At 40.2% G+C, this 14,291-nt stretch carries 19 protein-coding genes; 8 read left to right on the forward strand and 11 right to left on the reverse strand.

Going from position 1 to position 14,291, the window contains the following annotated elements:
• The first annotated feature begins 14 nt into the window (after nucleotides 1–14).
• Nucleotides 15–1,112 carry a citrate synthase/methylcitrate synthase gene (locus BFU02S_RS00970; protein WP_066365328.1) on the forward strand — a complete coding sequence of 366 codons (1,098 nt, stop codon included), beginning with the start codon at nucleotides 15–17 and terminating at the stop codon, nucleotides 1,110–1,112.
• 76 nt (nucleotides 1,113–1,188) lie between these two features.
• Here BFU02S_RS00970 and BFU02S_RS00975 read toward each other — a convergent pair whose 3' ends face one another.
• Nucleotides 1,189–1,803: an exonuclease domain-containing protein gene (locus tag BFU02S_RS00975; RefSeq protein WP_066365331.1), complete on the reverse strand. Its 615-nt coding sequence runs from the start codon at nucleotides 1,801–1,803 to the stop codon at nucleotides 1,189–1,191.
• Between the two features lie 244 nt (nucleotides 1,804–2,047).
• Here BFU02S_RS00975 and BFU02S_RS17590 point away from each other — a divergent pair, with 244 nt between their 5' ends.
• From BFU02S_RS17590 to BFU02S_RS17605, 4 genes are read left to right on the forward strand one after another with little or no spacing between them, the layout of a single operon-like run.
• Entirely contained in the window at nucleotides 2,048–2,266 is a 219-nt protein-coding gene (locus BFU02S_RS17590; RefSeq protein ID WP_235841959.1) for a DinB family protein, read from the forward strand.
• A 3-nt stretch (nucleotides 2,267–2,269) separates the two neighbouring features.
• Nucleotides 2,270–2,509, forward strand: coding sequence for a DinB family protein (locus BFU02S_RS17595; RefSeq protein WP_235841960.1), 240 nt, complete (start codon nucleotides 2,270–2,272; stop codon nucleotides 2,507–2,509).
• A 19-nt stretch (nucleotides 2,510–2,528) separates the two neighbouring features.
• Nucleotides 2,529–2,789 carry a DinB family protein gene (locus BFU02S_RS17600; protein ID WP_369690634.1) on the forward strand — a complete coding sequence of 87 codons (261 nt, stop codon included), beginning with the start codon at nucleotides 2,529–2,531 and terminating at the stop codon, nucleotides 2,787–2,789.
• Nucleotides 2,776–3,042, forward strand: coding sequence for a DinB family protein (locus BFU02S_RS17605; protein ID WP_369690635.1), 267 nt, complete (start codon nucleotides 2,776–2,778; stop codon nucleotides 3,040–3,042). Before BFU02S_RS17600 ends, BFU02S_RS17605 begins: the two co-directional genes overlap by 14 nt.
• Nucleotides 3,043–3,128: 86 nt before the next feature.
• On the opposite strand, the gene BFU02S_RS00990 is transcribed toward BFU02S_RS17605, so the two are convergent.
• From BFU02S_RS00990 to BFU02S_RS01010, 5 genes are all read right to left on the reverse strand, one after another.
• Entirely contained in the window at nucleotides 3,129–3,455 is a 327-nt protein-coding gene (locus BFU02S_RS00990) for a hypothetical protein (protein ID WP_066365333.1), read from the reverse strand.
• Nucleotides 3,456–3,565: 110 nt separating this feature from the next.
• Nucleotides 3,566–3,976: a VWA-like domain-containing protein gene (locus BFU02S_RS00995; protein WP_066365337.1), complete on the reverse strand. Its 411-nt coding sequence runs from the start codon at nucleotides 3,974–3,976 to the stop codon at nucleotides 3,566–3,568.
• 181 nt (nucleotides 3,977–4,157) lie between these two features.
• Nucleotides 4,158–5,405: a cation:dicarboxylate symporter family transporter gene (locus BFU02S_RS01000; protein ID WP_066365340.1), complete on the reverse strand. Its 1,248-nt coding sequence runs from the start codon at nucleotides 5,403–5,405 to the stop codon at nucleotides 4,158–4,160.
• Nucleotides 5,406–5,572: 167 nt separating this feature from the next.
• Nucleotides 5,573–6,025 carry a DUF2269 family protein gene (locus tag BFU02S_RS01005; RefSeq protein WP_066365341.1) on the reverse strand — a complete coding sequence of 151 codons (453 nt, stop codon included), beginning with the start codon at nucleotides 6,023–6,025 and terminating at the stop codon, nucleotides 5,573–5,575.
• Nucleotides 6,026–6,151: 126 nt separating this feature from the next.
• Nucleotides 6,152–7,396: an MFS transporter gene (locus tag BFU02S_RS01010; RefSeq protein WP_066365342.1), complete on the reverse strand. Its 1,245-nt coding sequence runs from the start codon at nucleotides 7,394–7,396 to the stop codon at nucleotides 6,152–6,154.
• A 414-nt stretch (nucleotides 7,397–7,810) separates the two neighbouring features.
• Between BFU02S_RS01010 and BFU02S_RS01015 the strand changes: the two genes are divergently transcribed.
• Nucleotides 7,811–8,062: a hypothetical protein gene (locus BFU02S_RS01015; protein ID WP_066365345.1), complete on the forward strand. Its 252-nt coding sequence runs from the start codon at nucleotides 7,811–7,813 to the stop codon at nucleotides 8,060–8,062.
• A gap of 2 nt (nucleotides 8,063–8,064) precedes the next feature.
• Entirely contained in the window at nucleotides 8,065–8,199 is a 135-nt protein-coding gene (locus tag BFU02S_RS17470; RefSeq protein ID WP_268872882.1) for a hypothetical protein, read from the forward strand.
• 21 nt (nucleotides 8,200–8,220) lie between these two features.
• On the opposite strand, the gene BFU02S_RS01020 is transcribed toward BFU02S_RS17470, so the two are convergent.
• Nucleotides 8,221–8,928 carry an MOSC domain-containing protein gene (locus BFU02S_RS01020; protein ID WP_066365348.1) on the reverse strand — a complete coding sequence of 236 codons (708 nt, stop codon included), beginning with the start codon at nucleotides 8,926–8,928 and terminating at the stop codon, nucleotides 8,221–8,223.
• Nucleotides 8,929–9,120: 192 nt separating this feature from the next.
• Between BFU02S_RS01020 and BFU02S_RS01025 the strand changes: the two genes are divergently transcribed.
• Nucleotides 9,121–9,939, forward strand: coding sequence for a GDSL-type esterase/lipase family protein (locus BFU02S_RS01025; RefSeq protein WP_066365350.1), 819 nt, complete (start codon nucleotides 9,121–9,123; stop codon nucleotides 9,937–9,939).
• 238 nt (nucleotides 9,940–10,177) lie between these two features.
• On the opposite strand, the gene BFU02S_RS01030 is transcribed toward BFU02S_RS01025, so the two are convergent.
• The 4 genes from BFU02S_RS01030 to BFU02S_RS01045 form a co-directional block, all read right to left on the reverse strand.
• Nucleotides 10,178–11,182, reverse strand: coding sequence for a DUF3231 family protein (locus BFU02S_RS01030; RefSeq protein WP_066365355.1), 1,005 nt, complete (start codon nucleotides 11,180–11,182; stop codon nucleotides 10,178–10,180).
• Between the two features lie 180 nt (nucleotides 11,183–11,362).
• Nucleotides 11,363–12,376 carry a 4-hydroxy-2-oxovalerate aldolase gene (dmpG, locus tag BFU02S_RS01035; RefSeq protein WP_066365356.1) on the reverse strand — a complete coding sequence of 338 codons (1,014 nt, stop codon included), beginning with the start codon at nucleotides 12,374–12,376 and terminating at the stop codon, nucleotides 11,363–11,365.
• A 17-nt stretch (nucleotides 12,377–12,393) separates the two neighbouring features.
• Nucleotides 12,394–13,281, reverse strand: coding sequence for an acetaldehyde dehydrogenase (acetylating) (locus tag BFU02S_RS01040; protein WP_066365358.1), 888 nt, complete (start codon nucleotides 13,279–13,281; stop codon nucleotides 12,394–12,396).
• A 23-nt stretch (nucleotides 13,282–13,304) separates the two neighbouring features.
• Nucleotides 13,305–14,081: an IclR family transcriptional regulator gene (locus BFU02S_RS01045; RefSeq protein WP_066365361.1), complete on the reverse strand. Its 777-nt coding sequence runs from the start codon at nucleotides 14,079–14,081 to the stop codon at nucleotides 13,305–13,307.
• Between the last annotated feature and the right edge of the window lie 210 nt (nucleotides 14,082–14,291).

Genomic DNA, 14,291 nt, shown 5'->3' on the forward strand with positions numbered 1-14,291 from the left:
AGGAGAGATTTTTTATGTTACAAAAAGGATTAAAAGGAGTTGAAGCTGTCGAAACGTTTATCAGTCATATTGATGGGGAAAATGGTCGATTAATCTATCGGGGACATGAAATTGGAGCCCTTACCGAAAGCTATTCATTTGAGGAAGTGGCCTATCTTCTTTGGTTCGGTCATTTACCCGATCCAGATCAGTTGCATTCTTTAAAAGAACAATTGAAACAAAATCGCAATCTCCCAATTTATATGAAGAAAATTATCGATCTTCTCCCCCCGGAATTGGATTTAATGGGGGTTATTAGAACGGCGATATCTGCAGAAGGCGGTTATTCCGAATATGGTTGGAAGCCGACCATATCACAGGCTATACGATTAACTGCGATCACGCCCACGATTATCGCATATAGAAAAAGACGATTGGAGAAAAAAGAATTTATTTCTCCACTTTATGATCTGGATCATGTTGAAAATTACCTATATATGCTTACCGGAGAACTCCCGAATCCAGCCCATGTAAAGGCACTTGAAACATACATGATTCTTACCCTTGAGCATGGGATGAATGCTTCTACCTTTGCTGCCAGAGTAACGGCATCTACCGAATCAGATTTAGTGTCTGCCGTTACATCGGCCATTGGTACGATGAAAGGTCCGCTTCATGGAGGAGCTCCATCGGGAGTCATAGAACTGCTCAATAGAATTGCCTTTGTAGGTGATGCGGAAAAAGTGATTCGTGAAAAACTAGCAAAGGGAGAAAAGTTAATGGGGTTTGGCCACCGAGTTTATAAAACCCATGATCCAAGATCTATGTCGCTAAAGGCTACATTCTTGGAGCTGGTTGGACAGGATCAATGGCTTGATTTGGCAGTAAAAGTGGAAGAAACGGCTGTGAAGCTATTAGAAGAACTAAAACCAGGCCGCTCGTTATACACAAATGTAGAATTTTATGCTACTGCCATTATGAAAGCGATCAATATGGATTCAGAGCTCTTTACACCTACTTTCACCGCCAGCAGAATGGTCGGCTGGACCGCCCACATCTTCGAGCAGGCCGAAAACAACACCATTTTTAGACCGCAGTCCAAATATATTGGAACAACCCATACGAGGAAGTAGTATTGGATCCACTATTTCACAAAACATATAAGCTGGAAATTAGACTTCCCCTAATTTCCAGCTTATACGTTCTATTTCATCCCATTTTTGAACGTGAACGTGATGCAGCCGGTTGATATTTTCTCATTGGACCATAGTCCAAAACTTCCTGAAGATAAAGGTTTCCTTTCGGACTTCTTTTTTTGAGCAGTTCCAATAAGTATGTAATGTCATCCATCGCTCTATGTGTTTGAAAATTAGAGATACCATGGGCTTCGATTAGGGTAAGCAATTTGCCATTGGGAAAACCATATTGCTTCCAAGGAACATTTTTCGCTGTACAATACCAATTCAATTCATTGACTTCCGGATACATCCGAACGAGAAAACTTCGGTCAAAGGAAGCATTGTGAGCAAAAACAGCGTCAGCCCGATAAAAAAAAGTTTTAATTTTCACATCGTAAAAGTTTTTCCCCCTTACGGCCTCATAAGGAATCCCGTGCACACGAAAAGCTCTATTATAATTCTTTCGTGCGGAGTCGGATACAGGTTCACGCAAAAATGAATCTTCTTCAAGCACATCCAGAATTTCTCCTGTTTCCGGGTGATAAGAAAAAAGCTTTAAAGCGAGCTCAATGATTTCATCCGTTGTCGGCCCTAAACCAGTAGTCTCCACGTCCAAAAGCAGCCCTAATTTCTCCTGTTTCCTCACGCTAATCACCCTTTTTTATAAATTTCTTCTATTATATCAAAAATCTTAAAAAACCAGACATGTTGGAAAATTTTAAAACGATAAAGGAATTGAAACAGTACAAGTCGAATAATTAATGGGACAATTGGTTATGAATTCAGAATATTTTTGAATTATGAAAGATAAATCCTCCTGCTTTTAAACCACAGTACAAGGTCTGAGGGCTAGTGAGGAAACATTTAAAGATGGTAAAGGAGCTAGTAAAATGGCGCAAGTCAAACAGTTAATGGACAATTGGTTAAGACATCGAAACGTGTTGGAAGAATTGTTAAAGTTGATTGATGATGAACACCTTTCTTTTAAACCATGGGACGGGGCTTTTACGTTAGGAGAGATTGTACTGCATGTCGTTCAATGGAATGACGTATTTGTAACCCTTGTAAAAACAGGAGAGTTTACTACACCAGTCGAAATGAAATGCTAAACAATGGAAGAAATTCATAAAGTTGTTCGTCAGTTTACCGAAAAGTCAAAAGCAAACTATGCAAAAATAACCGATGAAGATCTCGAAATCGAACGAGTCTTTGCACTTTCTAACTTTAAAGCTAAAGGTAAAACATTTCTAACGATGATGTACGACCATGAAATCCACCATAAAGGTCAGCTTTTCGTTTATGCCCGTATGGCTGGTGTGAAAGTGTTGCCGTTTTTTCGAGACTTTAAATAAAGATAAGGAGGAGATGAAAATGAAACATCATGCCTTACAATTACATGATTATCATGTGTGGGCGAATCGTAAAGTGTTTAACCGTTTAAATGAATTGCCAAAGGACGTCTATGTTAAGGAAATCCAAAGTGTATTTCCTTCCATTGCTGAAGTGCTCGTTCATAGGTATGTCGCTGATAACGTATGGCTCGGTGTTATACGCGGCGATACATTTGAAGAAATTAGCACTGCTGCGGGCCTTTCAACAGAGGAAGAAAGGAAAAAGTATGGAGGAAATTGAGAAAGCTTACTCAGAATTGGCAGAAAAGTATAAAACTTATTTGGAGGAAAAAGAAAATCTGGATGAATCGATTTCCCCTGAGCACCCTAAATTCGGACGATTAAATACCCGTATTTCCGAATTAATTCAGCATGTCGTAAATCACGGTACGTATCATCGTGGTAATATAACGGCCATGCTGCGGCAATTAGGGTATTCAGGCCCTCCAACCGACTATATTTTGTATTTATATGAGCAACAAGGAAACATATAGCATTTATTACCTGATATAAAACTTCCATAATAAAATGTAATGTTTTTAACTTTAAAAAACAGGCCGCCTCAATGAGCAGCCTGTTTTCAGCTATTCTTTCTCTTTCTAATTATATAGCAGGCACCATCCTCGGCAAAATATAAATCCTTGCCACTTGGGATATTAAAATCTACCCTTTCTTTGTCATACAGGAGTTTTGCTACTTTTTCAAATTGCACCATCACTTCTTCTTCCGGGTTCATAATGATGGTTTGGTTTGTTGCAATAAAGCCCTTTGGATCTGTTTTTCTGTCTGGTTTTAATTCGGCAGCCCATTCGCCATGAAGCAGAATGGTACGTGCTGTGGTTTTTAGTTTTCGATTTTGGATCGACCACGCTTTCCGACAGTTGCAACGATATATTTTGCTCTTCATCCCCCTGGTTACCCTCTTTCGATGAAAAGTATCATCGTAATTGTATTCACCAGGTTTGCAGGTTATGAGCCCCTTCCTAATTAAACCAAAAGTAAGGAGTTCCTTTCGTTTTACGCCACCTTAATTGTTTTTCCAAATGGCACCCGTGGTATAAAAGAGCCGGACACCAGCCAGAACAATTCAAAATCGACGGTTTCCATTTCTTCCGGCAAAAAACCAGTTACATCCGTAATATAGAAGAGTGTGTCAATCTTCTCTTCCTTTGCCCACTCCAGTACCAATGTATAAGAAGATTTTCCATGTGTATGATATTTAATAGTGTTACTTTTCACAGGGGTGATACTTCTTATTTTAAAATCCGCCTGAACTAAGATCGTATCTGGCTTAACTTTCTCAAAAAGTGTAACGATGTTATTAATAAGTATAGTTGGTGCTTCAGTGGTGGAAGTGTCTACCGCTAAAGCAATTTTTTTGTCTTGACGCTCTTGGATCATCGTGAGAAGCCGTTTATGCCATTTCAATAGTGTTTCCCCCTTTGTATTGAACAACGGCAACCTTATTTTCCGTTAGAACGAATTCGATTATAATTGGTTAAAAACGGAATTTCTTGCATACAAAAAAATATACTATTATGTATAAGAGTACTTTTTTACACCAAAAACACCCGACACCGAAATGGTGCCAGGCATTTTTTCAATATCATTATGCTGCTTTTTTCATAGCATTTTCGTCTAATTTATGGCCTTCCAATTTGGTGATGACGATAGCAGCCAAGGAGTTTCCGACGATGTTGACACATGTACGTGCCATATCAAGGATCCGGTCAATACCAGCGATAAATGCAAGTCCTTCTACTGGAATTCCGACGCTTCCCAGTGTCGCTAATAGCACAACAAACGATACCCCTGGAACTCCTGCAATTCCTTTTGAAGTGACCATCAACACAAGCACTAAAGTAATTTGATGCCAAATACTCAGATGAATACCGTACATCTGGGCAATGAATAAAGCAGCGATGGCTTGATACAATGTTGAACCATCAAGATTAAAAGAATAACCTGTAGGAATTACGAAAGAAGTAATCGCTCTTGGACAGCCAAGGTTCTCCATTTTCTCCATGATTTTTGGAAGTACGGTCTCCGAACTAGCGGTCGAATAACCTAATAATAGTTCGTCTTTAAGGTACTTCAAAAACTTGAAAATATTAAAACCGGCAAGCTTTGCGACCAAACCAAGAACAACAAGAATAAAGAACACCATTGCCCCGTAAACTACAAGCACCAGTTTGCCAAGCGGAATTAAGGAAGATAAACCAAATGTAGAAACAGTTACACCGATTAGGGCAAAAACACCAATTGGCGCTACTTTCATCACTTGGTTCGTCACATAAAACATCGCTTCCGATGTTCCCTTGAAGAATTTGATAATCGGGGTCCCTTTTTCCCCAATTGCAGCTACGCCAAGTCCAAACATAACGGAGAAGAAAATAATGGCTAACATATCACCATTTGCTAATGACTGAATTATATTTGTAGGAACAATATTGACAAAGGTATCAATCTTGGAATGAGATTCTGTCGTCTTAGTGGTTTCCACATAGGAATGAATATCGGTTTTGGTTAGATGGGAGCGGTCTATGCCTGTACCTGGGTGGAAAATGTTTGCGGCGATTAAACCGACAACAATCGCAATCGTCGTAATGATTTCAAAATAAATAATCGTTTTCCCACCGATCTTCCCCAGCGATTTCATGTCGCCAACACCGGCTACCCCAACAATGATACATGAAACAACAATAGGAACAACAATCATTTTAATTAAGCGGATAAAGACATTTCCAATTGGCTGCAGGTATGTTGCCACATGAGGATTTCCGTAAAAAATCGCACCGACAATTATACCAAGTGCCAATCCGATGAAAATTTGCCATGCTAAGCTAATTTTCTTCATCTACACCTCTCCTTTGTTATTTTATTAAAAAAGTATATTATGTTTTCTAATATAATTCTAATGCGAATTAACCGTTTACACAATAGTGAATTTAATCCAAAGGACAAAAAAGATATATTTTTATGAAAATATACTTATATTTTTTCAATATTTTAGTCACTCTTTCGTTAAAACGGTTTTAAAATCATAAGTGCAATAATCACAATAAAGATACCATTTTCAAAGTGTTCGCAACGGAAAAGAATCTTTGATAACCGATAATATTCTTCGGGAATTTCTTCGCCTTTATGGGATTCCAATAGTGCCTTAATCGGCTTGGAAGCTGGTCCAAGGACAACCGGCCCCATCGCGAGCGCGATCAAAAAGAGAACAAGACTTGTGACATACCACCCCATATGGAACAAGATCGTATTTAGGAAACCCATCGTCAGCCCTGTTATCAATAAAAGCAATCCACCGATCATCACAAACATATGTAATTTCTTTCTTATTTTATAAGAGTGTCTTAATTCCGTCATCGTGTTCCCCGTTTTTGCTACAATGGTTAAAATAAACCCCGGGCCCATCCCAATAATGGCAGAGAAAATATGAATAAGCACAACGGTTCCGTAGAAAGTCATCACGCATGCACCCTCCATCCTCTACAAAACCCATTTTAGCATAAAGCGATTCCTTTTTTGTTCTTTTATGAAGGCGTGCTTCAAATAAAAAGGAACCTGGGACTTACTCCCAAGCACCTTTTCCCTTTAAACCTCTTTGCTTTTTTTCAATCCAACAGTTCGGCCCTTAAACAGCGGGACAAGGAACAGGACACCGATGATAAATAGCAGCGCGGATGTTTCGTACATAGCAAGGAGTGAAAAAGTTTGTTTCAGCCAACCGCTTGCCGTCATGGTGATGACCATTGTACCCATGAACAGTGGATTTAAGATCCCATTGACGCGGCCGATAAAAGCGGCCTCGGTATTTTTTAAGATCATCGTGTTGATGCCGATTTGAATGCCAGGCATGAACAAACCACTGAAAAATTGCGCCGTTAATGTCAGCCAAAACCATTCAGAAATTCCCAATACAAAAAATCCAATGGCGCTAACCGTCATCCCAAGCGCTAGCAGGATTTGGGGCGGTGTCTTTTTCGATACGCCTACTGTAAGGCCCCCTCCTAAAATCATACCAATCCCGAATGCAGCCATCAGCCACTGCAACTGCTCCTTCGGCAAGCCTAGCCTTTCCGTCACAAGAAAAACACCGAGCGGCTGCGTTAAACCAATTGCCAGACCTGCAGCAGCAAAACAGCATCCAAGTAATACCAATGCACGGCTATGCCACACATAGCTGAAACCTGCTTTCATTTCTTGAAGGATACTTGTGTTTTCCCCTCTTTCTTCCATCTCGTAATCTGCCGGCAGTCTGAATAGAATTCCAGCTGAAAGCAGAAAAGCTACACCCATAACTCCAATAGCAGCATTAATACTGTAATGCTGATAAACAAACGTGCCAAGAACCGGACCGAGAATCATGAACAAGGCAAATATAGTTTGATAAATCGACATGCCCATCTGGATTAGCTCCTCTTTCACATGAAGCTTGAACAGTTTCATTCCTGAGGGCTGTGAAAATTGTGACAGAATGGATGAAACAAGTGTAGCAAAGAAAATGACCTTCCATGTTCCAAAGATAAGCGTCAGCAACACTACAAAAACGGAGACTGCACTAAGAAAATCACACCAAATCATCGTCCGCTTCGGCTTCCATCGATCGGCAAACGTTCCGCCGATAAAAGAAAATAGAAAAATCGGCGCAAATTCTGCCACCGAAATGAGTGACACCGCAACGGGATTTTCATTTGTCTTTTCAACAACAAAGAGTAAAATCGAGTAATTCCTGACCCAAATTCCGATTTGCAAGAACAACGTTGAGAGCAGAATCGTTTGAATGACACGGTTTCGTAATAAGGCCCCGATGGTCACATCTGAATTTGTTTTTCCCATAAATAAACCTCGTATGCTTCGAGTCGGCTTCTTTGAGCTGGGATAGTCACATCTGAATTTGTTTTTCCCATAAATAAACCTCCTTATCCGACAGTCTGGATAGGAGGGCAAAAGCACGCAAAAAGACCATTACGCGTACACTGTAACCTTAAAAAAAGCCCGCACTAATCCTATCCAGAAAGTTGTTCGTTTTAATACGAATTGTTTCTAAAAATAGGATTAGTTAATCATTGGCTTTAAGGTCACCCTTCCGTATTATTGTAATTCTATCTTACTCGATATATCTTTTCGATTCAAGGAAAATTTGTAATTTTATAGAAGTTTTTTGTCCTACAAAATGCAAACGAATATCTAAGACCCGGATGGTAAAACTATGGGACAGTTAGCTGGAGAAAAATACATGGTGGTGTTAATATGTCCGATATGTTAGAACCCTTTGAATACGAAACAGGAACAACGATCCAAACCTTCAATATTATTGATACGAGTGTAAATGCTGAAGGATATGAAGTACTTCTGAATATTGATTTGGACAGCGGGTATGAATTAAAAGGAGTACGGATGAAAATAAGCTTTGATGATCTGGCCGCATATGAAACAGATGATATCCATGAAGGCGTGAAATATGCGTTAGGTTTTTTCAATAATCAAATCGGGAGGCGATGACATTGAAACAAATAGATAAAGATCAGCAAATGGACTTGATGCAGCATAGCCGGAATCAGAGCCAGGCAGAAAAAATATTAAAAGGAAAAAAACATAACGAAGACAAAGAAAGGGCATGGGAAGATGACCGTCTCTAGCGGACATCTCCCTTTTTCTATTTATTCATTTGGACCAAATACCCTGTTCCGGATATCAGGAACTTCGCGTTTGGCAATTCTTTTTTCCAATGTCTCCCTGAGACCGGGCGACAACAGCTGACATTCGGCAAGGCTGCGCATCGCCTCTAAATCAAGTTGTACACCATGAATGATTTGATTACATTTTACTATGGTCCATTCCGGGCATGGCCGGTCTACTAATGACAGGGTTTGGCCCACTTCAACAAATCCTTCTTGTAAAACTCGAAAATACCAGCCTGTTCTGCCTGTATTTTGCAACAATAATGCCAGGTTTTTAATTTTAAACCTTCGAGCAGGTTTCCAGCAGGGCTGTCTTGGCTGGGAAACTTGGACAACCGCCCCGCCAATTTGAAACATGTCACCAATAGAAACTGTATCCTCCCATATCGGTTCGATCAGGAAGTTCTCTCCCATGCCTCCTGGAGTAATTTGAGAAAATCCGAGTTCGTTATTCCAGTATGTATAATGGCAATATGGATAAGCAAATACAGCTTTTTCCGGTCCGCCATGATGTTTGCGGTCTGCTTGGCCGTCCCCTGTAATACCTGTTTTTCCGACCCAAACTGGACCTTCAACTGGCTCTTTAAAAATGGCACTTGTCCACTCGCGATCCATCGAATTCGACGCGTTTCGATCACCTACAGTTTTTGGCAAACCAGCAAAAATATTTTTTAATAAAATCGCCAACTTTCCCGCCTCCCCCTATTTGGTTCATGCTAATATTATACATTTTTTGCTAACGAAGTATAATATTTAAGTTATGAAATAAAATACAAACGGGAAATAATGAAAAAGACATAACAATCAATTGGAAATCACCACCTCATCATTTCTCCTATTTTCCTTGCTATAATTAAGGAGAATCAAGGAGTGAAATAAATGAAATTGATAAAATATCTGTTGATCTGTTTATTCATCATCGGTCTCGGGATATCTTCCTGGTTTTATTATCCAATATACGAAATGGAACAAATGAAGAAGCATGCCGCAGAAGTCAGTCATGATACTTCTCATGTTTCCTATCTCAATTATTTCCGTAGCACCAAAAAGGCGGCAATTTATCATCTGGCAATTGGCGATTCAGTCATTCGCGGTGTCGGAGCCGAGCAGAATCAAAATTTCGTCTCACAGTTCTCCAACAAATTGGCGGAACAAATTCATAAAAAGATTCAATTCCAAAATGAAGGAATTAACGGGATTACGAGCAGTGAATTAAAAACACTTGTTCAATCCGGCCGGTTCGATAACGAAATTAAAAAGGCGGATATCGTTACGATTAATGTAGGCGGCAATGATATTCTCCGAATGGCGAAAAAACAAAGCTTCCAAAATGTTTTCCAAGCCTTTCATCAATTGCAGTCGACATTTTCGGATAATTTGTCGGATATTGCCGCGAGAATTAAAAAGATCAACCCGAATGCCACGATCGTCTTTTTGGAACTATATAATCCATTATCGCCTAAGGATCAAGTTTATCAATTAGCTGATCAGTTACTGCCGAAATGGAATGTAAAAATATATGAAGTTGCCAATCAATATCCATTATCCATGGTGATTGAAACAACAAAGGTAATAAATGGAGAGCAGCGGCAAAATCTTGCCCCTGATGGCGTTCATCCCAATTCAGCCGGTTATACAGCGATATCCGAGCAAATGATGTATCAATTTAAGCACCAATATCGGAAACAATCCGTGTAAAATAAGAAAAGCACAAGACGAGCCGGCGAGATGGCGCACCTTTGCCTTCTTGACGGTCCGCCTTGTGACCCCGAGCCACTGGCGCCTCCGCCTAAAAGCTATCGCTTTTAGACGGGCGATGCTTATGCTGTCGAAGCTTTCCTTGTGGAGCTGGACAATTCTCGAAGAAATTTTTCTTTCTTTACTTTAAAAAAACCAATAAAACCGTTTGCATAGAATAATGCATACGGTTTTTAGATTATATAGGCAATATTTTACGGTCACAGGCAAATGGCGGCTGTTCCATCCAGCCTTTTTGAATGATTAAATTTCCAAAAGCTGAGTATACCAATAAATCTTCCATAACTGCTCTTTCACAATAGGCAGCAATATCAGCTCTCATGCTAGCCACTGCCGCAGTTCCGTAATACGAAATAGCAGCCGCAATTAAAAAACCAGCATGGAACATGATCAGCTTATCGGAAAAAGGCGAAATAACAGAAGTGGTAATTTCTGTGTCTAATGTACGGACTGTATGCAAATCTTCTTTCAATAACAAATTAGAAAAAAGTCCAATATGTTTATTCTTTTTTTCAATACTTTTGTCCAAAAACTTTATAACATCTTTATCCTTACTGACCTGCCTAAAAGCAACGAAGAGTGCTTTAGAAAGGATACTTTTTTCTAAATTAAAAAAAATATTCCCACTTTCAATTGTGTTCATAGGCCTTCGTTTTCCAAAAACATCTGTTAGATAACTAAGATCACTTAGAAAATAAACTTTTTCCGGCATTTTGTATTCTGGGGGACGATTCAAAAGGTTTTTCGCCATAAGCACATCAAGGGACTGATTATATAAATTCATGGTGTCAATATTACATTGGTAATAAAAATTGCGAATATCTTGCCGAATCGAGACATTGAATGCAATATTGTAGGACTGTGCCCCATGCATTGTCATCGTGTGCATATAGCTTAAGCAAAAATTTTCTGTAAATAGCGGCGGGGCGTCCAAGTTCAGATCCTCATCTGTAAAAGCTTTAGGAATCGGGAAACTTTCTTTGTTAAATAAATCCCTTAATATATTTATATGATTTTCAGACATTTCCAGAGCAGTTTGTAAAATTTTATGTATTTCAGGATCATTTACGATCTTCATCATATATTTTGTGACACAAACAGCCAATGTCTCACGATTGTAATGTGTCCATAAGTTTGAAATCTCTGGAGATGTCAGCCGGTCTGATGCACTGATTTGATTCATGTCAACCCACCCTTTTTATAATTTCTTTAGAAATAAAGTAATGGAGGGAGTTTTTTCCTGCCATTCTTCAGAATATTTTTTCCTTGTGCTGTGCTTTTATGTATGGATATAAAAAGACACCTATTAATAAATAAGGTGTCTTCAATGGTGATAAACATTTTCCTAATTAACCCAAAACCGCTATGCCTTTGCCCTAGCAATTTCCGCCGCCACATCGACAATCATATCCTCCTGGCCGCCAACTACTTTGCGTTTGCCTAATTCGACTAAAATATCTCGTGAATCGATGCCAAATTTGGCGGCAGCTCGTTTTGCATGAAGGGCAAAGCTGGAGTAAACGCCAGCATATCCGAGTACAAGGCTGTCTCTTGTAATTTCTTGCGGAGTTTGCAAAATCGATGCGACGATCTCCTCCGCTAAATCCATCATTTTATATAAGTCGATTCCTGTTTTAATACCCATCCGCTCCAAAACAGCCACAAGTACTTCGGTCTGTGTGTTACCTGCTCCGGCACCTAGACAGCGGACGCTGCCATCAATACGGGTTGCCCCTTCTTCAATAGCTGCTAAAGAGTTAGCCATCGCAAGGGACAGATTGTTGTGCGCATGAAAGCCAATGTTGATGCTAACACTTTGTTTTAAAGCACGGATCCGTTCACGCACATCATTTGGAAGCAAAGCATCAGCGGAATCAACCACATAAACCGTATCCGCTCCATAGCTTTCCATTAGTTTCGCCTGCTCCACAAGTTTTTCAGCGGGTGCCATATGGGACATCATCAAAAATCCAACCGTTTCCATCCCTAATTCTTTCGCTACTTGAATATGCTGTGCTGAAACATCCGCTTCTGTCACATGGGTCGCAATACGAGCCATTTTCGCGCCCAGTTTCGCCGCTTCTTTTAATTCCTTTACAGTGCCGATTCCCGGTAGCAGAAGAACGGCGATTTTTGATTGATTGGCAACCGAAACAGCCGCTTCAATTAACTCCATTTCATTTGTACGAGAAAGGCCGTATTGCAAGGAAGACCCCGAAAGACCGTCACCATGTGAAACCTCAATGTATGGGACACCTGCGTCATTTAGAGCTTTTGCTACATTTAAGACCTGTTCAACTGTGTATTGATGACTAATGGCATGGCTTTCATCACGCAATGCAACCTCAGTAATGAAAATATCCCGAACATTCGTCATTTTAAATCTCCTTTCTATTAAACTAGCTGTTTCGCTAATTGATTTTTTGCAAACTCTTCGGCCACCTTAACCCCTGCTGCTGTCATAATATCCAAGTTGCCGGAGTATGTTGGCAAGTAATCGCCGGCCCCTTCTACTTCAAGAAAAATCGTCACTTTATTTCCGTCGAAGATGGGCTCAGTACGAAGGCGATAGCCGGGTACATACGATTGAACGTTTTTCTCCATTTCCCGAATGGATGCGAGTATTTTTGCTTCATTCATCGCCCCTTCTTCAACCAGGCAATAGACGGTATCACGCATTAAAATCGGCGGTTCTGCCGGATTTAGAATAATGATGGCTTTCCCTTTCTTCGCTCCCCCGACTTCGACAATTCCGAGCGAAGTGGTTTCGGTAAACTCATCGATATTTGCCCGTGTTCCCGGTCCGGCACTCCGACTGGAGATCGTAGCCACTATTTCAGCATATTCGACAGGACTTACCCGATTCACTGCATGAACCATCGGAATGGTCGCCTGTCCGCCGCAAGTAATAAGGTTGATATTGTCCGCTTCGATATTTGCCCCCATATTAACAGAAGGTACCACAAACGGCCCTCTTGCGGCAGGAGTCATATCGATGGCTTTGATTCCAGCTTCCTTCAGCATTTTGGCATGGCGGATATGCGCCTTAGCGGATGTGGCATCAAAGACAATATCTGCCTTGTCTGCGTGATGTTCAAGAAATCCCTGAAGCCCTGTATCAATGGCTAAATATCCTAACTCTCTGGCACGCCTCAGACCATCCGATTCCGGATCGATCCCTATGACAGCGGTAAGTTCCAAAGTTTCCGACCGTTCCAATTTCATCATTAGATCGGTGCCGATATTTCCTGAACCAAGAATGGCTACTTTTACTTTTGACACAGTGTTCTCCTCCTCCTTGTTTCCTATATATGGACAAGCACATCTTTATAGCCCATGCTTTGGGATATCTGATTAGCAGCCTGTTTGACCCCTTTAATTACTGTCTTAAGTCTTTGCTCGTTGATTCTCATTTTCGGCGCTGCGCAGCTAATTGCACCAATTACCTTGCCTTTGTGATCAAAAATCGGCGCAGCCACACATTTTAGCCCGAGCTCAATTTCCTCATCATCTATGGCATATCCTTGTTTTCGAATCGACTCTAGCTGTTTTTTAATTTCCTCTTTATTGGTCATGGTGTACTCCGTAAACGTTTCCATTTCCCCTGCTAAAAGCTGTTCTTGTTCTTTCTCTGCTTGAAAGGCAAGAATCGCTTTTCCCACCCCGGTACAATGAATCGGAGCCCTTTTACCAACCTGTGAATAAATTCTTAAAGCATGCGGCCCATCTAGTTTTTCAATGTAGATGACTTCCCCTCGTTCAAACATCACTAGGTGTACAGTTTCCTTCAGTTTCTCAACCAGTTCTTTTATAACAGGGCGGGCAATTTTCCCAATATCAAATTGCTGGCTGACCCGATTTCCCAGTTCAAATAGCTTCATTCCCAGCCTATACTTCAAATCATCCGGATTTTGCTGCAAATATCCTCGAAACTCAAGGGTCTTGATAATGCCATGAACCGTGCTTTTAGACAAACCTAGCTTTTCACTGATCTCTTTCACACTTAGTTCCTGATGCGCTGATAAAAATAACTCTAAAACATCTGCAGCTCGTACAATAGATTGAATGAAACGCTCCGTCATTTTTGGGTTCCTTTCGATGTTCGATATTATCGAATGTTATTCGAAAATATAAAAATATAATTTTATGTAATCACTTTCATCTTTATTTGTCAATAAGTTTCTGAATCTTTAAAAAATAAAATCCTTCCTTGAATGGAAAAGCTTTATATAACACTAAAATCCCTATTCCCTCTTGAATATATGGATTGTTTAAACGAATATCCAGATAAA

It is taken from the genome of Neobacillus fumarioli NBRC 102428 (assembly GCF_001591485.1).
In the GTDB taxonomy this organism is placed as follows: domain Bacteria; phylum Bacillota; class Bacilli; order Bacillales; family Cytobacillaceae; genus Neobacillus; species Neobacillus fumarioli.

Bases quoted from the DNA above. Each gene is read 5' to 3' on its own strand.
- BFU02S_RS00970 (WP_066365328.1), top strand. From the start codon at position 15: ATGTTACAAAAAGGATTAAAAGGAGTTGAAGCTGTCGAAACGTTTATC.
- BFU02S_RS17590 (WP_235841959.1), top strand. From the start codon at position 2,048: ATGGCGCAAGTCAAACAGTTAATGGACAATTGGTTAAGACATCGAAAC.
- BFU02S_RS17595 (WP_235841960.1), top strand. From the start codon at position 2,270: ATGGAAGAAATTCATAAAGTTGTTCGTCAGTTTACCGAAAAGTCAAAA.
- BFU02S_RS17600 (WP_369690634.1), top strand. From the start codon at position 2,529: ATGAAACATCATGCCTTACAATTACATGATTATCATGTGTGGGCGAAT.
- BFU02S_RS17605 (WP_369690635.1), top strand. From the start codon at position 2,776: ATGGAGGAAATTGAGAAAGCTTACTCAGAATTGGCAGAAAAGTATAAA.
- BFU02S_RS00990 (WP_066365333.1), bottom strand. From the start codon at position 3,455: ATGAAGAGCAAAATATATCGTTGCAACTGTCGGAAAGCGTGGTCGATC.
- BFU02S_RS01000 (WP_066365340.1), bottom strand. From the start codon at position 5,405: ATGAAGAAAATTAGCTTAGCATGGCAAATTTTCATCGGATTGGCACTT.
- BFU02S_RS01005 (WP_066365341.1), bottom strand. From the start codon at position 6,025: ATGACTTTCTACGGAACCGTTGTGCTTATTCATATTTTCTCTGCCATT.
- BFU02S_RS01010 (WP_066365342.1), bottom strand. From the start codon at position 7,396: ATGGGAAAAACAAATTCAGATGTGACCATCGGGGCCTTATTACGAAAC.
- BFU02S_RS01015 (WP_066365345.1), top strand. From the start codon at position 7,811: ATGTCCGATATGTTAGAACCCTTTGAATACGAAACAGGAACAACGATC.
- BFU02S_RS01025 (WP_066365350.1), top strand. From the start codon at position 9,121: ATGAAATTGATAAAATATCTGTTGATCTGTTTATTCATCATCGGTCTC.
- BFU02S_RS01030 (WP_066365355.1), bottom strand. From the start codon at position 11,182: ATGAATCAAATCAGTGCATCAGACCGGCTGACATCTCCAGAGATTTCA.
- dmpG (WP_066365356.1), bottom strand. From the start codon at position 12,376: ATGACGAATGTTCGGGATATTTTCATTACTGAGGTTGCATTGCGTGAT.
- BFU02S_RS01045 (WP_066365361.1), bottom strand. From the start codon at position 14,081: ATGACGGAGCGTTTCATTCAATCTATTGTACGAGCTGCAGATGTTTTA.